The following is a 19,201-nucleotide window of genomic DNA, read 5'->3' on the forward strand; positions in this document are numbered from 1 at the left end:
AACGATAGGCGTCAGCCGATGTTTCACCTATATTACATCTCACAATGTATTTGAAAATTAACAAAATTTTTAATAATTCTTGTTAATACAAAAGGATGCCAAAGTATTTGTCTTAAAAATCTTGCAATCACAGAGGTGAATTCAACGGTTTAGCGCAAATACTTGTTTTAGAGGTGAGGCGACATGGTCTACGACACAAAAATTGATTTTCTTTATCTTTCCGAACAGGACATGATCCAAGCGGGGGTAACCAATATGCCTGCTTGTGTGGACACGATGGAGGAAATGTTTGGTCTATTGTACAAAGGCGATTATCGCATGGCAGGTCCAAATAGCGACTCACATGGTGCTATGGTGACATTCCCAGAAAACTCGCCTTTTTCGACCATGCCAAAACCAACTGCAGACCGCCGTTTAATGGCCATGCCTGCTTACTTGGGTGGCAGTTTTGGTACGGCTGGGGTGAAATGGTACTGCTCCAACATCGAAAACCGCCAAAAAGGCTTACCCCGCTCAATTTTAATGTTCACTCTGAATGATGTAGTGACGGGTGCACCTTTAGCACACATGTCTGCCAACTTGCTCTCAGCATACCGTACAGGTGCGATTCCGGGCGTTGGTGCACGTTACTTGGCACGTAAAGATTCTAAAGTGATTGGTTTACTTGGCCCTGGCGTGATGGGTCGTACTTCCGTTGCGGCATTTATTGCCGTGTGCCCACAAATCGACACCATCAAAATTAAAGGTCGCGGTCAAAAAAGTATTAATGAATTTGTGAATTGGGTCAAAGCCAACTATCCACAAATTACCAACATTGAAGTGGTCGACAGCATCGAAGCCTTGGTACGTGATTCAGACATCGTCAGTTACTGCAACTCAGGCGAAGTGGGCGATCCAGACACTTACCCAATCGTGAAACGTGAATGGGTTAAAGCAGGTGCATTCCTTGCGATGCCTGCACTCTGTAATATTGATGAAGGTATGGAACAAGCTGACGTGCGTAAAGTGGTCGACAATCTTGGCATGTACGAAGCATGGTACGAAGAAGTGCCGAAACCTGCCCACAAAACTATTCCTCTCATTGGCGTGCGTTTCATGGACATGATTGCTGAAGGCAAAATGCAGCATGAGCAGCTTGAAGATATCGGCAAGATGATTGTCGGTGAAGCTCGAGGACGTAAAAATGATGACGAAATTATCATTATGTCGGTCGGTGGTATGCCAGTTGAAGATGTGGCATGGGCAACTGTGGTGTATCGCAATGCCGTTGAACAAGGCATTGGTGTCAAATTAAACCTTTGGGACACCCCAACTTTACGTTAATTCCTCTTGCGAGAAGATGCTGCCCTTGCCCTTCTCGCCAAGCATCTTTTTGTCTTCCCATATTTTTAAAATAGGTAATCCCATGACCAAGATTGTCAAACTCAAAACAGGTTCAAAATTTGAAGAAAAAGCCAGTTATTCGCGTTTAGTTTCGGTAGATAACTGGATATTTGTATCAAATACGGCAGGACGTAATCCTCAGACCAAAGAAATTCCTGAAGATTTAACTGAGCAAACTTTGCAGGTCTTTGCCAATGTTGAACAGGCGTTGGCTGCGGTGAACTCAAGCCTTGCCGATGTGGTGTTCTCGCGCGTTTTTATCCAAGACCCTGCTGATACTGAAACTGTGATGGGAATTGTCGGTGAGAAATTCCGTGGCATTAACCCTGCCACGACGGTGACTTGCCCGCCACTCGGTTCTACCGTTTATAAAATGGAACTGGAAGTCACTGCATTTCGCGGTGCTGCACAAGCCGAAGTAGAAGAGCTGACTGTCGCGCTATAAGCCTACATCTGATTGATTGTTTTATTTTTTTATTGTTTAGTTTTCAGATTCAAGGTCAGAATATTGACCTGTTAAGGATGTAGTGATGGCTCCAGCGATTATGCCTGTGCAAACTTCAGCAAATTTTCCATCTGCAACCACGGTTGTGATTATTGGTGGCGGCATCGTAGGTTTAACTGCGGCACTGACCTTGGCTGAACGCAATATTCCTGTGGTGGTCTTGGAAAAAGGACGCATTGCAGGTGAACAATCTTCACGCAACTTGGGCTGGGTACGCAAAACCAGTCGCTTGGCAGATGATATTCCACTGGCACAAGCCTCTGACCGACTGTGGAAAGAAATGCCTGAGCGTGTCGGGGCGGATGTTGGCTATCGTCAGGCGGGCATCATGTTTATTGCACGCAATGAAACCCAAATGGCAATGCATGAAAACTGGCTCAAGTCAGTACAACACCTTGAACTGGATTCACGTTTACTCAGCGCCAAAGAAATCCAGCAGATGGTGCCCCATGGTCAGGGCAACTGGGCAGGCGGTATTTTTACTCAGTCCGATGGTCGCGCTGAACCAACCTTAGCCTCTAGTGCAATTGCCAAAGCAGCCATGGCAAAAGGTGCAATCATTATCGAAAATTGTGCCGTTCGTGGCTTAGTGACCCAAGCGGGTAAAGTCAGCGGTGTGATGACAGAAAAAGGTGAAATTGCTTGTGAGCAAGTGCTGTTGGCGGGTGGTTTATGGTCACGTCGTTTCTTGGGTAATCTCGGCATTACTCTACCAACGCTGCCATTGATCTGTTCAGTACTACGAACCAAACCGATGCAAGGCCCAACTGATATTGCAGTCGGTGCGCCTGACTTTTCATTCCGTAAACACAAAGATGGCGGATTTATTATTACCCAACGTGGTGCGCTAGATGCGCCTTTGACCCTAGATCATCTGCTGATCGGCACACGCTACATGTCACAGCTTCGTGGTCAGCGCAGTTTCTTACGCATTTCACTGGGTAAATATTTCTTTCAGGATTTGGCGCTATCTCGCCGTTGGAACAATCAAAGTGTTTCTCCGTTTGAACGTATTCGCACCATGGATCCCCACGCCAATCCTGCTTTAAACAGTGAAGCGATGCACAATTTAACAACAGCTTGGCCAGCTTTTAAGCATGCAGAAATCGACGATGCTTGGGCAGGTATCATTGATGTCACGCCAGATTCCAACCCTGTAATTGGCCCTGTCACACAAATTCCTGGGCTGCATGTTGCCACAGGTTTTTCTGGTCATGGCTTTGGTACATCACCTGCGGCAGGGCAACTGGCAGCAGACCTGATTTCTGGGCATTCCCCAATTATTGACCCAAGCCCATATCGTTTCGAGCGTTTTAGCTAGGTCTTGATTAAGAATAATCGGACTGAATTTCCACAATCTGCCCACCTGAAATGAAGACCTTGTAAATCATCATTTCCAGTTTAAAGCTATAAACCAAAGCATAATGTGTCCGCCCACGCCGATCCCGAAAGGTGGTCTGTGTGGGATGCGTTAATCTACCTTCCATTTTATTTAAAAATTCACTTTGAGTATCGCCAATACGCACAATCGCACCCGATGGTGCATAGAATGAATCTGTTCCCTCTATCGCGAACGCTGCACTCGATAGACAAAGCAAAAAAGCTGCACATAATTTTCGCATATCTCATTTCCCCGATGATGTCTTTTTATTAGTTAGAATCACTCCATTTTATACAAATCAATAGTTTAATTTTATATAATCTATACAGTATTTTTCAGAAAGTTCTCCTTTTGCTATTCATCAAACGAAGCTGGATTCTTACGATATAAAGTCGGTTCTTGTGACAGTTTTTCTGCCAAAAACTGAATCAATACACTGAGTTTTGGCGGAACATGCCGTGTGGTGGAATACAGCAACCATGCTGCCCCACTATAGTAAGTTTTAAACTGCCACTCGGCTAAAACCTGTTGTAATGCTCCACGATCAAGTGCTTGCCGTGCCACAAAATACGGCAGACTGGCAATTCCCAAATGCTGCAAAGCAGCATCTAGACGAATCCCCGTATGATTGGCAGCATAACGCCCCTGTACTGCAACGATGACCGTTTGCTGCCCGCGCTGAAATTTCCATTTAGAGTCACTGGGCTGTTCACCCAAATAAATACACTGATGCTGTTTTAAATCGCGTGGATGTTGAGGTGTGCCATGTTGCTGTAAATATTCAGGTGTGGCACAAATCAAATGATCAATCTCAATCAGTTTTCGCCCCATCAAACCCAGTGGTGGTTGATTGGTAATTCGAATTGCCAGATCAATGTCATCATCAATCAAATCGACATAGCGATCTTCAAGCAGCATTTCGATATTAATTTTGGGATAACGCTGCAAAAACTCAGGCATATACGGATGCAGCAAAAAATGCCCGACCGCTTTCGGCACACTCATACGAACCGTGCCTTGTGGTTCGGCATCAAACTGCCCAGAACTTTGCATGACTGCTTGTGCGGCATTCAGCATTTCTTGGCAATGCAGATAAACCTGCTCCCCACTCTCGCTTAAACGCAGTTTACGCGTGGTGCGCTGTAACAGACGTGTCGCCAAGGCTTTTTCCAGACGTGAAATTGCCCGACTAATCGCCGAAGGTGTTGTTCCGAGTTGTCGCGCGGTTTCCGAGAAGCTGCCTGTTTCCACGACTTTAACGAAAGTCGCCATTTCTTGCAGTAAATATAGGCTTTGATTTGTGCTCATCAGGCAAAAGTCATTTGGTTTTAAACCGAATTATCAACATTCAAAGCCTATAATACAATGCCAGTTCGATTTTTCTTGGAGATGAAGATGACTGAAGCATTGTACTTATCTGGAGCAACTCAGGGTTACGTTGAAGTATTAAGTTGTGAAGCAGATGACCATGGCAACTATCAGGTGCGTCTGTCAGCTACACCTTTTCATCCTCAAGGGGGTGGACAACCGAGTGATGTTGGTTCGATTAACCAAGTTGCAGTGACGCATGTTGCGCTGCAAGATGGCGAAATTGTGCATACTTGTGCGGAAGCGATTGCATTGGGTCAGGCACAAGCATGTGTCGATGTAGAGAAACGTCAACTCTATAGTCGACTGCATTCGGCTGGTCATTTGATCGGGCATATCTTGCAACAAAAAGGCTGGCGGCCAGTTAAGGCACAACACTGGGTCGATGATGCAAAAGTCCAGTTTGTCCCACTCGAACAGGCACAAACGATTGAACTGCCAGAACTGGAAAAATGGTGTAATGAGCATGTGTCAGCAGGTCTCATCACCACTGTAAAACAAAATGCAGATGGTTTTCGTGAAGTGAATTTTGGTGAATTCCCTGCTTTTCCTTGTGGTGGCACACACGTCAGCAATTTAGCAGAAATTGAACAGATTCAGATTGAAAAGGTTCAACTTAAAAAAGGAAAATTAACCGTCAATTATACGGTTACGCAGAAAGTAGTTGCATAAAAGAATCATCCCTAACAGACGCTTAGGGATTTTGAGTTTTGAATACCCGTGTTATTCATTGCTCCACTTTATTTTAAAAATTTCTTATAAATTACAACATTGATTTTTCTAAAATCCAACTCACCCATGTATAATCCTTCAAACAATATAAAATATAACACTTGATAAAATTTGAGCTCAAAATTAATGAAATTCAACACAAGTCGTATCGGCTATACCCTCATTTTTTTGATTATATTATTGATTTTATTTCAATGTAGCCAACCTTATTTGCGCATCAAGCCGACAATCACACAAGAAAATGGATTAGTTTTTCATTTTTCTAGACACAATGAGACCATCACGAACTATACAATCCGAGACTTAGAAGATAAAACTTCTCCGCAACGTATTATTTTTGCGTCTGGTGAATTATCAAAATCACCTACAGAAATTCGTATAGAACCTCAGATCAAGAAACAATTACAAAAACAACATGCCTATTTTTTATCAGTTTCTTTAAGTGGTTATGGTGATCGGGCATCAGTGACGATCAACAGTCCAAGCTTCTGCCGTACTCAAACATCTTGGCTAAAAACATTTCCTTTAGAAGATGCAACCTCGTTTATTGAACGGTGCCATCGTTCATCTGATTTATAACAATTGAAAAGTATTAACAATAGTAAAATTTGAGTTCTAGTCCAATGAGATTCAACATCAGCTTTATTAGCTATACAGCCATTTTATTGATTATTTTATTGCTGCTTTTCCAATGCAGCGAACCTCATCTATATGTAAAATCGAATACATCCAATCAGACACTGATCTTTCTATCATCAGAAAATCAAGAGATTAGTTATTACCAAATTCAAGACTTAGAGAATAAACAACACCCTCAACGGACTGTATACTTCTCTGGCTATAATCAAATCGTGCCTTCAGAGATTCGTATTACACCTAAAATGCAGAAACAGATGAAAATGCATCATGCTTATTTTTTATCTGCTGTTATAGACGGCTATGGTGACCATGCATCTACCACCATCCGTAGCCTAGGATTTTGTCAAGTCGGAAACAAATGGCTGACGCCCTCTGCACTTGAAGATGAAGGCGTATTTATTGAGCGATGCCATCGTTACGTTGATCCCTAAATAATCGAACCAATCTAAAGATTTAAATGGTTAAAATTTGATGAGAAATTTACAACTGATCAAATTCATTCTTTAAAAAATCTAAGCGAATAAATCATTAAATACAAACAATTGATAAACTCTGAATCACAATGAAATTAAAGAAAAGACAGATTGGTTATAGCGTCATTTTGATAATGATTGTTCTAACTCTTATCCAATGTCATCAGCCTAATGTGTCTATAAAATCCAAAATTAACAATAATTATCTGATTTTTCAGATATTCCCTAAAAATATAAACATAGACATGTATGAAATACAAGATTTAGAAAATAAAGCATATCCACAATATCTAATACTAGATTCAAGTCAGCTATTAAATAATCCTAAACAAGTCATTCTTGGTGCTCATATTCAGAAATATTTAAAAATGCACCATGCTTATTTTTTATCTATTTCACTGCTAGGTTATGGTGATCGAGCACCAAGAACCGTCAATAGTCAGGGATTTTGCTGGATTCAAGATCAATGGCTCATTCCTGCTAAATATGAAGATGAAACTTCATTTATTGAACGATGTCACAGAGTAAAAACTAGGAAAATAACATGAATATAAACTTATTATTTGGCTATGATCTTTCAATAAAAACATATCATTATCTAAAGAAATTCAAAATGATTGCTTACAGGCATAAAGAATACTGTGGAACGGGTTTCTTTTATGATGATCAAGCGATATTTTATACCCATTTTTCACGATGGAGATCCTGACCTAAACCATGAATCGATTATCAAATACTTTAACAATCCTGAAGATTTTATTGAATGGTTATCTAAACAAAATGATGATTCACTGAGCGGGAAAGAATCAAATAATGAATGGTATACAAATAATCAAAGAATAACGAAAAATCGATTAACCATCTTAATTGAAAATTTCCTTAAATCTAATAAAAATTGAATCAACCCTTAAGACGCCCATCATATACATCAGCCATAACTAAAACCAATGTATATGATGATCTTGATCTACAACATTAAGAAGACAGCATTGCATTTAAAACCTGAACTGGATGTTTTGCTGTTTCTTGCTCAATTCGTTTAATCTGTGTTCGGCACGAATAACCTGTCACCAAGAATTGTGCACCATGCTGCTTTTGTTTCTCCTGCCAAGACTGACTGTAGATTTGCTGTGAAAGCTCACGATGCTCAGCTTCATGTCCATAAGTACCCGCCATACCGCAGCAGCCCAAAGCCAAAGTTTCAAGTTTTAGATCAAAAGCTTTAAACACGTTTTGCCACTGTGCTGTTGATGCTGGAACTTGGGTGCGTTCAGTACAATGCCCTGCCAAGTAATAAGTTTGTGCTGTAACTGACTTTAGATTTTGCACAGGATAATTTTGCAAATGAGCAACCAGCCATTCCTGCAACATCAATACTTTAAAGCTTGCTGCTGCAACAGGCTGTTGATATTGCACCTGATATTCTTGACGATAGACCAGTGTCATTGCAGGGTCGATACCGACCAAAGCTAAACCTGAATCTGCTGCTTTACTCAGTAATCCACTACTCTTGGCACGTAGTTCCTCAAACTCTTGAATAAATCCATGCACATGCAATGGTTTACCATTTGGGAAGTACGGCAAAATGTAGACTTGAACCCCTAATTTTTTCAGCAATTCAATGCTGTCCAAGAACACAGGCGTATCGAAATAGCGGGTAAATGCATCCTGCACCAAAATCACTGCCTGCTCCGAGGCTTGAGGCAGATTTGAGCAATCTTGCTTGAGCAGAATTGCTCCCATTTTAGAAAGATCAACATTGGCTTGTGGATGGAACAATGGAATATCCACGACTTTGAGCAAATCACGTTGCAGGCTTTGCACCAGTTTTTGTTTTTGCACAAAGTTATACAACGATGCAAAATTTGCCATCATTGGAATAAAACGTTCTAAGTTACTGATCAAATAGTCTCTTAAAGAACGTGAATTGCGCTGATGGAATTTTTCCAAGAAGCGCGCTTTGCTGTCTGGGATATCAACCTTGACAGGACATTGCCCTGCACAAGATTTACACGACAAACAACCATGTAAAGCATCGTAAACTTCACGGTCAAAGGCTTGAGTTTGTTCACCTTGGTTTTCACGTCTTAGCCATTCTTTCACCAAGGTTGCACGACCTTTTGGCGAGTGAATCCGATCTCGGGTCACTTTGTACGACGGGCACATTGGATCATCTAGGTCAAAGTTAAAACATGCACCATTCCCATTACAGTGCATGGTGGTACCAAAGTTTTCCCAGTCATTTTTAGCAATTTGCTTGTCTGATTCACCACGTAGCGGCACTTCAAGCAATTTGATCAAACTGGCTTGTGGCTGCGTGTCTGGTGTTGAAATTTTCCCTGGGTTGAGCTGGTTATTTGGATCAAACAAGCCTTTAACTTTTTGAATCAATGGATAAGACTTGCCAAAGAACACAGGTGCATACTCTGAACGCAAGCCTTTACCATGTTCTCCCCAAATCACACCACCATATTTATGGGTTAACTCAACAATTTTGTCGCTGATCAACTGCACCATTTTCGCAGATTCAGGATCTTTCATGTCTAACAGTGGACGCACATGCAATACACCTGCATCGACATGCCCGAACATGCCGTAAGCTAAACCTTGACCATCCAGTAATGCTCTAAATTCAGCAATATAATCTGCCAAATGTTCAGGTGGCACAGCCGTATCTTCAACAAACGGTTGTGGGCGTTTTTCACCTGTTACATTACCGAGCAAGCCCACCGAACGTTTACGCATACTATAAACATCGGTGATTTGCTGGTTGCCATTGGCGAGCGTTAAACTGAGACGTTTAACACTTTCATCCTGCTGTAAATGCTGAATAAATTTCTGTTTTAATGCTTCAAGTGCTTCAGGCGTTTCAGCATCAATCTCAACCAAGTTAATCCCTTGAATCACATAAGGTGCTTCAGGCTCAGGAAAATACGGCGAAACTTTCTGCCAGACAATATCATTCTTAGCCAAGTTCAACACTTTAGAGTCAACTGTTTCAATCGACAATGGATCAAGTGCCATCAAAGCTTTGGCATCTTTTAATGCATTTTGGAAATTGTCATAACCAATATTAATTAAAGCACGATGCTTCGGAATCGGTAAAACACTGACAGTCGCTTCAGCAATAAAGCCCAGTGTTCCTTCACTACCACATAAAATATTATTGATATTAAAAGTTTGCTCGTCATACAGCGCAGGCAAATCATAACCTGTCAGCGAACGGTTTAATTTTGGAAAACTCTGCTCAATCAGTTCTTGATTATTTTCAACGATCTCTAAAAGCTGCTGATAGAGTTTTTTCTGAAACTCAGATTTATCGGCAATGCCTTGGCTAAATTCTTGTAGATTCAACGGCTTTGAATCCAGAATTTCAGCATTAATCAGTACTGTTTTTAATGCGAGAACATGATGATGGGTTTTACCATAACGACAACTGCCCTGCCCGCTGGCATCGGTATTGATCATACCGCCAATGGTTGCGCGGTTTGACGTTGACAACTCTGGCGCAAAAAATAGACCATGTTTTTTCAGTTCGACATTCAACTGATCTTTGACCACACCTGCCTGCACGGTTGCAGTACGGCGCACTGGGTCAATATCCAAAATTTTATTCATGTGTCGAGACAGATCGACCACAATACCATTGGTCAATGACTGACCATTGGTGCCTGTACCACCCCCGCGTGGTGTAATCACCAATGACTTAAACTCATCCTGACTTGCCAAATGCATAATGCTTTGTAAGTCCTGAATATGTTTCGGATAAATCACCACTTGTGGAATAAACTGATAAATCGAATTATCGGTTGAAAACACTTGTCTGGCTGCATCTGAACCATCAATATCACCTTCAAAAACTGGTGCTAACTGTTGGATAAAGGCTTGAGTGGCTGAATTCAGTGTTGGATTAGTCATAACTCGGGTCTAATAAACAGGCTTAAAATTAAAATGATTGTGGTGAATCACTCATGATGGTTTGAGTCAGCAATAAGATAGAGATTGTCTCTCTTCAACCTACTCAAGCGGTGCTTAATGATTCATCCTGTCACAAGGCATAATAAGGTATCGGATCATACACTGAACACCCTAAAGCTGCCTCAAAGATTTCCTTATTTTGCTCAAATATTGGGTTTTTCATCTCAATAACATCAGGCTGGACAAGATCTTCAGACATGATTGAGATCAGTATGATGTACCGAAAAACACTTAAACGATCTGACCATGATCTACCTCAAGATTAAAATGCAACACCTTGAATGGTCTAAATTCGACATGAATATTCATTAAATAGTGCATGAGGATTTGGCTCAAGCGAAGAAAAATAATAGGGTTATTCCTTTTTTTCTCACTTATCTAAAAGATTTATCTGTTTGTTTTCTTGTGATTTTGATTGTTGCAATTTTTAAAATTCAAATAATTGTGATGTGATTCAAATATTTTTACCAAAGATTTTCACTGAATTAATGACATTAAAAACCTATTTGAGTTAACTCAACCAATTCCGCGAATTTAACAATAGAATTAAAAGCCAAGGACCATGCTTGTTAAATATCTATTTTCTAACACCAATAAAAAATAAAGGGAAAACCCATAAATGCTGATTATGCTTAAAGCGAGCCATCATTAGATAATGGCTCGCTTTATTTTTTTAACTAGTAGCACATCATCACAGACTTGGTTTCGGTGTAATCTGCAATAAATTCATCTGCAAATTCTCGTCCCATACCAGAAGCGTGCACACCACCAAAAGGCACAGCAGGATCAAGAAAAGTATGCATATTAATCCATACTGTTCCCACCTCAAGTTTAGGAATCAGGCGTAAAGCTCGGGATAAATTGTTGGTCCATAAACTTGCTGTTAAGCCAAAGCGAGCATGATTCATTTGTTCGACCAATCTATCTTCATTCTCAAACGGAATGATACAAATCACGGGGCCAAAACATTCTTCATTCAACAAAGGATCTTCTGCATCATTCACAGCCAGCAAAGTCGGTTCGACATAATAACCAAGCCGATCACAGACCTCACCACCTACAATAATCTGATGGCGCTGTTTGACCTGCTCCAAATAATTTTTCACCTTATTGAAATGCGGTAGATTTGATAAAGGTCCAAAAGCACTGCTTTCATCCATCGCAGCACCAATGTTCATGCCTCGTAATGCTCCAGCAAGTTTCGTCACTAGCTCCTCATATTTAGATGCATGCACAAAAAACTTTTCAGGGGCTGCACAGACTTGCCCTTGATGCACAAATGTCGCCATCAGCAATCTAGGTAAAATTTCATCAATATTGGTATCTTCAAAAATCGCCAGTGCATTTTTCCCGCCAAGTTCAAGACTCACCCGCGTCAAATCACTGCTCATAGCCAATTTACCAATTGCAATCCCTGTCGGTACCGAACCCGTAAAGGACACCTTCTTAACTAAAGGTGATTCGATCAGACATTGCCCCGTTGTGCCATCCCCCGTCACAACATTGATGACCCCTTCAGGTATTCCAGCCTCTACACTTAATTCAGCCAGTCTCAGTAACGATAAACTGGCAAACTCACTGGGCTTCAGCACAATTGTACAGCCTGTGCATAAAGCCGATGCCAATTTCCACACCCCGATCATGAGCGAAAAATTCCACGGCACGATCCCTGCAACCACACCAACAGGTTGTCTGAGGGTAAAGGCGGTATATAACTCGCCCTGCATTGAAGGCAGCGAAGGTTGCATGGTTTTCCCTGTGATTTTGGTTGCCCAGCCTGCAAAATAGCGCATAAAAATCACGGATTGCTGCACTTCCAACTGACGAGCCAAATTGATGAGTTTTCCTGTGCTTAGACTCTCAAGCTGCGCCAATTCTTCGCCATACTTCTCCATCAAGTCAGCCAGTTTTAAAAGTTTTTGTCCTCTTTCATAAGGGGTAGTTACCGCCCATGAAGTTTTGAATGCCTGATGTGCACTAGTGACCGCTTTATCAACATCAATATGATTGCCCAGACTAATCTGACTAATCACAGCTTCAGTTGCTGGGTTCACAACATCGATTTTCGTTGGATCATCTGCCTGAAGCATTTTCCCATTGATAAAATGCCCATGATCACGTTGTAAAAATGCAGTGACTGCTGGCAAGACCTGTACTTGACTCATAATTTTCATATTCATTGATATACCCGATTTTTCTTATGTGGCTTAGGCTAAAACTGGTTCTGACTGTTTAAGTTTAATTGGCTGCTTTTGTGCAGAGAGAATAAAATCTGCTCCGCGCTCACCAATCATGACTGCCACTGCATTGGTATTTGCACTCGGCACTTGTGGGCAAATAGAACAGTCAATAACACGTAGATTTTGCATGCCATGCACTTTCAAATTCAGATCGGTGACCGAATCTTCTGGGGATGCTCCCATACGGCAAGTGCCGACAGGGTGATAGACCGTTTTGATATTCTGCTTAAGCCAGCGATGTAATCCTTCCGTATCCTCTATCGCTATATTTGCAGGCTCAATCACATCTTGAATCAGGTCTTTGAGTGCAGGTTGCTGCAACATTTTCAGACCTGCCTGTACCCCACGTATTTGCCCATCAATATCCTGTTGATCTCCCAAATAGTTTGGATCAAGTATTGGAAAATCCTTCGGATTACGACTGCGTAACGTAATGCGACCGCGCGCTTTAGGCTGAAGATGACAAGTTTTAATGGTAATACCATGCTCAAATGTTGCCGCTTTTTCACCTGGTGTATTGTCAAAATTATCGAGTACAGGCAAGAACATAAACTGCACATCGGCACTGCCCTGATTCTGCGAATCTACAAAGCCCGCACCTTCCAAAATATTCGAGGTTAATAAACCTGAACGGGTAAATAACCACTGCAAACCATGCTTAATCGATTTCAGACCTTTATCTTCCTCAATAATGCTGGTCGGTTCTTTAATGGTGGCGTTAATCGACACATGCAGATGATCATGAAAATTTTCACCCACTGGGAGATCTAACACACAAGGAATTTGATGCGTCTCTAGCTGTGCTTTAGGACCAATACCCGAAAGCATAAGCACTTTCGGACTACCAATTGCACCTGCACATACAACGACTTCCTTGTTTGCCCGAATGGTTTGGACTGCTTGATCTGCAACACTAAAACTAACCGCTTCAGCCACAGAATTTTGAATCTCAATTTTATGCACCAAAGCGTGAGTCACCACAGTCAGATTCGGATTGTCCGCAATCGATTTCAAATAGGTTTGCGAGGTGCTGGCACGCTCGCCATTTTTAGTCGTGGTTTGATAAAACCCGATACCCACTTGTGATTTACCATTAAAATCGTTGACGTAATTCAGCCCCATCTGTTGCCCAGCACGCACGAAAGCCTGTGTCAGTGGATGTCGATAGCGATTTTCACTGACTGAAAGATGCCCACCCTGCCCATGATAAGCATCACTTAAACTTTCGTTATTTTCGGCTCTTACGAAATACGGTAAGACATCTTCATAAGCCCATCCCGCACAGCCCCAATCTTGAGCCCAACGGTCATAATCCTCTGGCTGACCACGTGTATAAATCATCCCATTTACGGAGCTGCCGCCACCCATCACTTTGCCTTGAGCCAAGATCATTTCCCGATCATTACAATGTGGCTGAGGCACTGTCATATAGGGCCATGATTTCTGCTGAAAAACTTTGACCACTGTGGCTGGAATTTTATGGAAAATGCTGTTGTCCTTGTCACCTGCTTCAAGCAGTAAAACCGTACCTGCGCCAGCTTCAAGCAATCGCGTTGCGACCACACATCCTGCCGTACCTGCACCAATGACAATATAATCGTAGCTTGGTTTTAACATTAACTTTCCCTGCAAAAATCTGGATAACCTCCATTCAACACGGAAATGTTTTTGTGTTCTTGTTTATACAGGACATAGATAATGTCTATCAGTGACATCGAATTAATTGGTTTCAATTCTGCTTATATCTGAATATAAAAATTGAAATCCATTGAAAGTACAGTAATAACGCTATGCAGCTTGGCGACATTCTTTTGGAGAAATTCCATAAGTTTTTTTGAAAATTTTAGAGAAATGCGCACTGTCTCCAAATCCCCACTTCAGCGCCAGTTCTGTAATCGAAGTCTGTCTAAAACATGCATCGAGTAAGTCTATCTTGACGCGCTCTAAGCGTTTTTGTTGGATATATTTATTCAGTGAAAGCTGCTCTTCATTAAATAAGCGATATAAATGTCGTAATGAAATTCCTAAAGCATCCGCAATTTTTCTGGGGCTCAATTCAGGCTTTGCTAAATGTTCAATAATGTACCGCTCAGCCTGATCTTTCAGATTTTCCTGAGCAAAATAATTGTTTTTATAGTGGATCGTTGGTTTTAATAAGGCAATCAAAGCATCCTCAAAGGCATTTCCATCTTCTTCAGCATACCATAACTGAATATTCTCAATAGAAAGGTTCTGCACGATATTCTTGAGTAGAAATCCACTCATATTTTTAGTGATCAGCTTCCCAAAATACGCTTCATGGATTTTTTCTTGTGCCAGTTTGTCCCGAGATAGATGCACTGAGATATGAGAGAACAGACCTTGCGGATACATTTCAATATTTTCACTTGGGTCAAGCAAAATCATGTCACCCTCATTGAGAATAATTCGACCTCCCTTATAGTTCATCTGCATTTTTCCCGAATACTGCAACACCAAAAAACACAAGTTATTGGCGGCCCGATCAGGTGAATCAGCCGTACGCATGATGTAATCGGCATTACTTTTGATAAAGGCAATTTCAGTTTTCCCCAATTGATAAGCTTGGATTTCCCCAATAAACAGGCTTCTATGACTGGTAAAACTCGCATTAAAGTTGCCACATACTTCTTGGATATGTGATGACCATTGAGTAATGTCATTATCTCGAAACTGAATCATGATTGACCTCTATCACAGAGTAATTTCAATACTGAATTTACAAATTACGATAAATAAATCCTGTTAGCCTATAAATCTGTAACTTTGGTGACCATAAATGCCTCTATGCAACATGCTAAATACACTTCAAATATCTATTGATTTAATTGAATTGTCAAAATGAATCCATGCACTAAAATTAAACAAAAGAACCTCCATGCAGCCTCTAAAACCATAAATACACTGTATTGGTGCATATCCTTTTATTCAATTGAATACATTGGTAAGATGGCATGGTTTAGCTTCAATAATTGGTTGAAAGTTCAATTTTTCTAATCTTCTAGAAATAAGTTGTTTCAAACATTGACGTAATATTTTTAAAATGCACCAAAACATCCCTGAAATAAAATATGGCTGATTAATCAAAATCAAATAAGTGATTCAAGCCAAATATCCGTTTCAAAAAGTAAACCTCCTATATAACCCGCTTGGCTCAAACAGTCTTTCATTTATGTGGCAGCAGCTCTTCGATATCTTTCATTTTATGTGCTGTCTATAGCTGTCTTAAAATCCATAAATAGATGTCCACTTATTTGTTAGTGGACATTACATAGCGATTTAAATTATAGAAAATACACTGAATTAACAAGTACTTAAATTTAATCCAATTAAAAATCCATACAACTAATCAATCATGATTTGAGTAACCTTTGGTTGCTCGCGATTTGGCTTTTCTAGTGTATTTATTTCAACATATGGTTTTATACCATGCTCTTTAAAGTCATAGTCCATGCCAAAACGATAGTAACTTCCTTGCCCAGCAACCGTGCCTAAAACACTGTGATTAATGAATGAATAACCAACACCATAATTACCAACAAAGTCGCGCTTTCCATCGACATAGGCTAAACGAGTACTATCTAACATAAATCCATGATTATATTTTACACGAAGGTTGATATCTCCACCTTGTACTGAATTATCAGATTCAACATGTAACGATCTGAATCCAACAACATAGTCTGGCATCAGTCCCTGTTTGCTTCCCCAGCTCCATACCAAGCCAGCATAGACACGGTTATCTGTGCGTGAACTATCACTATACGTAGTGGTAGGAGAGACCATTGCATAGCTACCTGCACTTACAACGCCTAAGCATCCCGCCAATAAAATACTTCTGATTTTTCCGTTCATAACAACTCTTGTAAAGTGAAATCGTAATTATTCTTTTGGATCAAATTAGACACAAAAGTATTAATACATCAATTATTTATAATTTGATGTGACTTAATGAGCATAGTTAAAATGTGATTCGAGCTCAACAGAACTAAAAGAAGACCTCGCTAACATGAGATTTTCTTTTAGTTAGCAGAACTCATATACAAATTAAGTGTAGTTATATGGAATGAGCTTAGGTGCTTCACGATTTGGCTTTTCAAGCGTATTAATTTCAACATATGGTTTTAAACCATGCTCTTTAAAGTCATAGTCCATGCCAAAACGATAATAACTTCCTTGCCCGGCAACCGTACCTAAAACACTGTGATTAACGAATGAATAACCAACACCATAATTACCAACAAAGTCGCGCTTTCCATCGACATAAGCTAAACGAGTACTATCTAACATAAATCCATGATTATATTTTACACGAAGGTTGATATCTCCACCTTGTACTGAATTATCAGATTCAACATGTAACGATCTGAACCCAACAACATAGTCTGGCATTAGTCCCTGTTTGCTTCCCCAGCTCCATACCAAGCCAGCATAGACACGGTTATCTGTACGTGAACTATCACTCGTTTGGTATAGTGCTGGCACTGCATAACTGTTAGCACTTAAAATTCCCAAACACCCTGCTAATAAAACACCGCTAATTTTTCTCTTCATAAAAACCACTCTAAATTAAGTGAAATCTTAATTATTCTTTTGGATCAAATTAGACACAAAAGTATTAATACATCAATTATTTATGATCTGATGTAATAAAGATAAGAGTAGTTAAAATGCGTTAAAAATACAATGGGATAAAAATAGATCAAATTACATAAGCGATTATTAAATTTTTATATAAAATCAATACCTTATTTATCTAAAAATAAATTAAAACATCCTACCAATAAAACATATTGAGTAAGATGTAGATTTCCACATACGATTACTCAAGATTAACTTAACCATTGATTTATAAATAAAAATTACAAGATTTCAACTCATAGCCTAGTAGATAAACATCAATCCCAAATAATCACTTCAAAAATCAAAGAGTTTTCTATTCACTTCAACTGAAAAATCCCACTTTTTCGTGAGATTTTTCATAAAATTTGAGAGTGAATATTATTTACTTAGAATCTCATTTATCCAGCTAAGTACCTCTTCTGCTTCTTCAAAGTCTGATGAACTCTCCCTGAACGTATACTGGTGACTTTCTATTTCCTGTAAGAAGTCCACTTTAAATCCAGGATGATGTTTATCAAAAGCTTTAGCAAAACTAGCAGACACCGCTGCGATAATGAGATGTGTTTGATTGATTTTGTTTTTATCTGTCATGACATTTCGTCCTAATTACAGACATCGTATATATATTTATATCCCTACTCTTAAAGCACCACAATAAGCAATAAAAAAAACCAACAAAAAACATGTCAGGCTTAAAATCTAACCCTCTTAGAACCACCTAATCATATATTTTCACTATATAAACAATAAGATAATCATTAAATATAAAATCTATGCACTTAGCTGCATTCAGTAATCCAAATATTCTTGTGAATAAGTTGTATTAGCCCCGAATTAAAACAGACACGTCAAAATTAAGACCGAGTCATAGCACTAAGGGTAAGGAGTGTCTTCTGGAACGCATCAACGTTATTCAGGTCAACAAAAAGCCCAACTCTTTACTGAAAATCCTTATAGCGTTATAAAAAGAGAGGCAACATAACCATTTAAAATTAAAAAATGCGTGAGTATTTCAAGAGAAATAAAGTATAAGGAGCAGGTCTTGAGTGCAAGTAAGTTTGTGAAGAAATTTGGTTGGGATGAAGCGAAATATATTGTCGTTCATGACCGTGTCGAAAGTACTGTAAACCTTGATGATCTAAAACGATTAGTCGAGTCTCACGAATTAATTGAACACTATGAAGGTTTAGAGGCTTGCAAAGATATGATCTTATCTGTGTACAGCGACCAGTCTGAATATGGAAACCAACTCGGGGTTGAGTACAAAAAATCCTCTGAAAATCCTAAAGATAAGTCTTTAATGCTTTGTGATGATGGGGCGTGGATTGGTAGCGCTTATTTAAATCATGAACTAGATAACCCTGAGAGTTTTATCAACCTTAAACGACTAAAACAAGCAATTGAAGATGAGGAATCTTGTCAATGATTGATAAAGAACAATTCAAACTAGAAATATTCCAAATGACCTACTTCTTCAAACTACAATTACATAATATTTACAACAATAGCCCAAAAATTTAAAACATACACCCAGTAAAAAAATTTGGAAAATTCTTAAAAATCTTTTACCGTAGAGTTAGAACAAAATAAAAACGAATGGTGGTCATATGATTACACAATACAAATGCCTCAAAGAATGCTTCATATTTAACTCAGCAAATGAAGACCTAAACATGATGCTCATCAAAGGTGCAATTTATGATCTTCATCGTGTTGATGATGGCTATACCATCTCACATCTTGGTGGTTCTCAAATATGGATCAGCACTTCAAACTTTGATCTTTTACTGAAACATCAAATCTTCGCTTAATCATTCATGTCTGCAAATTAACTTGGCCGAAGAACTTCGACTTAACAATA

The 19,201-nt window shown here is 39.7% G+C and carries 18 protein-coding genes; 9 read left to right on the top strand and 9 right to left on the bottom strand.

Annotated elements, in window-relative coordinates:
* The first annotated feature begins 183 nt into the window (after nucleotides 1–183).
* The 3 genes from C1A47_RS03450 to C1A47_RS03460 all read left to right on the top strand — a co-directional run bounded on the left by C1A47_RS03450 (nucleotide 184) and on the right by C1A47_RS03460 (nucleotide 3,209).
* The gene (locus tag C1A47_RS03450; protein ID WP_111892461.1) at nucleotides 184–1,323 is read left to right on the top strand and encodes a tyramine oxidase subunit B; all 1,140 of its coding nucleotides are present in this window, start codon (nucleotides 184–186) and stop codon (nucleotides 1,321–1,323) included.
* 82 nt (nucleotides 1,324–1,405) lie between these two features.
* Nucleotides 1,406–1,828 carry a RidA family protein gene (locus tag C1A47_RS03455; protein WP_111892463.1) on the top strand — a complete coding sequence of 141 codons (423 nt, stop codon included), beginning with the start codon at nucleotides 1,406–1,408 and terminating at the stop codon, nucleotides 1,826–1,828.
* Nucleotides 1,829–1,913: 85 nt separating this feature from the next.
* Complete coding sequence (locus C1A47_RS03460; RefSeq protein WP_111892465.1) at nucleotides 1,914–3,209, top strand: NAD(P)/FAD-dependent oxidoreductase; 1,296 nt, start codon at nucleotides 1,914–1,916, stop codon at nucleotides 3,207–3,209.
* A gap of 7 nt (nucleotides 3,210–3,216) precedes the next feature.
* On the opposite strand, the gene C1A47_RS03465 is transcribed toward C1A47_RS03460, so the two are convergent.
* Both C1A47_RS03465 and C1A47_RS03470 read right to left on the bottom strand, forming a co-directional pair.
* Complete coding sequence (locus C1A47_RS03465; RefSeq protein WP_111892467.1) at nucleotides 3,217–3,510, bottom strand: hypothetical protein; 294 nt, start codon at nucleotides 3,508–3,510, stop codon at nucleotides 3,217–3,219.
* A 113-nt stretch (nucleotides 3,511–3,623) separates the two neighbouring features.
* The gene (locus C1A47_RS03470; protein WP_111892469.1) at nucleotides 3,624–4,577 is read right to left on the bottom strand and encodes a LysR family transcriptional regulator; all 954 of its coding nucleotides are present in this window, start codon (nucleotides 4,575–4,577) and stop codon (nucleotides 3,624–3,626) included.
* Between the two features lie 87 nt (nucleotides 4,578–4,664).
* Between C1A47_RS03470 and C1A47_RS03475 the strand changes: the two genes are divergently transcribed.
* The 4 genes from C1A47_RS03475 to C1A47_RS03490 all read left to right on the top strand — a co-directional run bounded on the left by C1A47_RS03475 (nucleotide 4,665) and on the right by C1A47_RS03490 (nucleotide 7,029).
* Nucleotides 4,665–5,309, top strand: a complete 645-nt coding sequence (locus C1A47_RS03475) for an alanyl-tRNA editing protein (protein ID WP_111892471.1) — start codon at nucleotides 4,665–4,667, stop codon at nucleotides 5,307–5,309.
* Nucleotides 5,310–5,495: 186 nt separating this feature from the next.
* Nucleotides 5,496–5,948 carry a hypothetical protein gene (locus tag C1A47_RS03480; RefSeq protein WP_111892473.1) on the top strand — a complete coding sequence of 151 codons (453 nt, stop codon included), beginning with the start codon at nucleotides 5,496–5,498 and terminating at the stop codon, nucleotides 5,946–5,948.
* A 44-nt stretch (nucleotides 5,949–5,992) separates the two neighbouring features.
* Nucleotides 5,993–6,439: a hypothetical protein gene (locus C1A47_RS03485; RefSeq protein ID WP_111892475.1), complete on the top strand. Its 447-nt coding sequence runs from the start codon at nucleotides 5,993–5,995 to the stop codon at nucleotides 6,437–6,439.
* A 131-nt stretch (nucleotides 6,440–6,570) separates the two neighbouring features.
* A complete protein-coding gene (locus tag C1A47_RS03490) occupies nucleotides 6,571–7,029 on the top strand; it encodes a hypothetical protein (protein WP_111892477.1) in 459 nt (152 codons plus the stop codon).
* Nucleotides 7,030–7,456: 427 nt separating this feature from the next.
* Here the strand turns inward: C1A47_RS03490 and C1A47_RS03500 are convergent, their stop codons facing one another.
* The 7 genes from C1A47_RS03500 to C1A47_RS03530 all read right to left on the bottom strand — a co-directional run bounded on the left by C1A47_RS03500 (nucleotide 7,457) and on the right by C1A47_RS03530 (nucleotide 17,931).
* Nucleotides 7,457–10,399 carry an FAD-binding and (Fe-S)-binding domain-containing protein gene (locus tag C1A47_RS03500; RefSeq protein WP_111892481.1) on the bottom strand — a complete coding sequence of 981 codons (2,943 nt, stop codon included), beginning with the start codon at nucleotides 10,397–10,399 and terminating at the stop codon, nucleotides 7,457–7,459.
* Nucleotides 10,400–11,136: 737 nt separating this feature from the next.
* Nucleotides 11,137–12,624 carry an aldehyde dehydrogenase family protein gene (locus tag C1A47_RS03505; protein ID WP_111892483.1) on the bottom strand — a complete coding sequence of 496 codons (1,488 nt, stop codon included), beginning with the start codon at nucleotides 12,622–12,624 and terminating at the stop codon, nucleotides 11,137–11,139.
* Nucleotides 12,625–12,666: 42 nt separating this feature from the next.
* Nucleotides 12,667–14,316 (bottom strand): GMC family oxidoreductase, encoded by a 1,650-nt coding sequence (locus tag C1A47_RS03510; protein WP_111892485.1) that lies wholly within the window; start codon nucleotides 14,314–14,316, stop codon nucleotides 12,667–12,669.
* 171 nt (nucleotides 14,317–14,487) lie between these two features.
* Nucleotides 14,488–15,399, bottom strand: a complete 912-nt coding sequence (feaR, locus tag C1A47_RS03515; RefSeq protein WP_111892487.1) for a transcriptional regulator FeaR — start codon at nucleotides 15,397–15,399, stop codon at nucleotides 14,488–14,490.
* A gap of 663 nt (nucleotides 15,400–16,062) precedes the next feature.
* Nucleotides 16,063–16,545: a hypothetical protein gene (locus tag C1A47_RS03520; protein WP_227539727.1), complete on the bottom strand. Its 483-nt coding sequence runs from the start codon at nucleotides 16,543–16,545 to the stop codon at nucleotides 16,063–16,065.
* A 219-nt stretch (nucleotides 16,546–16,764) separates the two neighbouring features.
* Nucleotides 16,765–17,202 (bottom strand): hypothetical protein, encoded by a 438-nt coding sequence (locus C1A47_RS03525; RefSeq protein ID WP_227539728.1) that lies wholly within the window; start codon nucleotides 17,200–17,202, stop codon nucleotides 16,765–16,767.
* Nucleotides 17,203–17,718: 516 nt separating this feature from the next.
* A complete protein-coding gene (locus tag C1A47_RS03530; RefSeq protein ID WP_111892493.1) occupies nucleotides 17,719–17,931 on the bottom strand; it encodes a hypothetical protein in 213 nt (70 codons plus the stop codon).
* Between the two features lie 451 nt (nucleotides 17,932–18,382).
* Between C1A47_RS03530 and C1A47_RS03535 the strand changes: the two genes are divergently transcribed.
* Both C1A47_RS03535 and C1A47_RS17640 read left to right on the top strand, forming a co-directional pair.
* Nucleotides 18,383–18,766 carry a hypothetical protein gene (locus C1A47_RS03535; protein ID WP_111893073.1) on the top strand — a complete coding sequence of 128 codons (384 nt, stop codon included), beginning with the start codon at nucleotides 18,383–18,385 and terminating at the stop codon, nucleotides 18,764–18,766.
* A gap of 247 nt (nucleotides 18,767–19,013) precedes the next feature.
* A complete protein-coding gene (locus tag C1A47_RS17640; protein ID WP_162625917.1) occupies nucleotides 19,014–19,151 on the top strand; it encodes a hypothetical protein in 138 nt (45 codons plus the stop codon).
* Nucleotides 19,152–19,201: the final 50 nt, after the last annotated feature.

It is taken from the genome of Acinetobacter sp. MB5, from assembly GCF_003261585.1.
Taxonomy (GTDB): Bacteria; Pseudomonadota; Gammaproteobacteria; order Pseudomonadales; family Moraxellaceae; genus Acinetobacter.

Excerpts from the sequence above, each read along its gene's own strand:
- C1A47_RS03450 (WP_111892461.1), top strand. The coding sequence starts at position 184 with ATGGTCTACGACACAAAAATTGATTTTCTTTATCTTTCCGAACAGGAC.
- C1A47_RS03455 (WP_111892463.1), top strand. The coding sequence starts at position 1,406 with ATGACCAAGATTGTCAAACTCAAAACAGGTTCAAAATTTGAAGAAAAA.
- C1A47_RS03460 (WP_111892465.1), top strand. The coding sequence starts at position 1,914 with ATGGCTCCAGCGATTATGCCTGTGCAAACTTCAGCAAATTTTCCATCT.
- C1A47_RS03465 (WP_111892467.1), bottom strand. The coding sequence starts at position 3,510 with ATGCGAAAATTATGTGCAGCTTTTTTGCTTTGTCTATCGAGTGCAGCG.
- C1A47_RS03470 (WP_111892469.1), bottom strand. The coding sequence starts at position 4,577 with ATGAGCACAAATCAAAGCCTATATTTACTGCAAGAAATGGCGACTTTC.
- C1A47_RS03475 (WP_111892471.1), top strand. The coding sequence starts at position 4,665 with ATGACTGAAGCATTGTACTTATCTGGAGCAACTCAGGGTTACGTTGAA.
- C1A47_RS03480 (WP_111892473.1), top strand. The coding sequence starts at position 5,496 with ATGAAATTCAACACAAGTCGTATCGGCTATACCCTCATTTTTTTGATT.
- C1A47_RS03485 (WP_111892475.1), top strand. The coding sequence starts at position 5,993 with ATGAGATTCAACATCAGCTTTATTAGCTATACAGCCATTTTATTGATT.
- C1A47_RS03490 (WP_111892477.1), top strand. The coding sequence starts at position 6,571 with ATGAAATTAAAGAAAAGACAGATTGGTTATAGCGTCATTTTGATAATG.
- C1A47_RS03500 (WP_111892481.1), bottom strand. The coding sequence starts at position 10,399 with ATGACTAATCCAACACTGAATTCAGCCACTCAAGCCTTTATCCAACAG.
- C1A47_RS03505 (WP_111892483.1), bottom strand. The coding sequence starts at position 12,624 with ATGAGTCAAGTACAGGTCTTGCCAGCAGTCACTGCATTTTTACAACGT.
- C1A47_RS03510 (WP_111892485.1), bottom strand. The coding sequence starts at position 14,316 with ATGTTAAAACCAAGCTACGATTATATTGTCATTGGTGCAGGTACGGCA.
- feaR (WP_111892487.1), bottom strand. The coding sequence starts at position 15,399 with ATGATTCAGTTTCGAGATAATGACATTACTCAATGGTCATCACATATC.
- C1A47_RS03530 (WP_111892493.1), bottom strand. The coding sequence starts at position 17,931 with ATGACAGATAAAAACAAAATCAATCAAACACATCTCATTATCGCAGCG.
- C1A47_RS17640 (WP_162625917.1), top strand. The coding sequence starts at position 19,014 with ATGATGCTCATCAAAGGTGCAATTTATGATCTTCATCGTGTTGATGAT.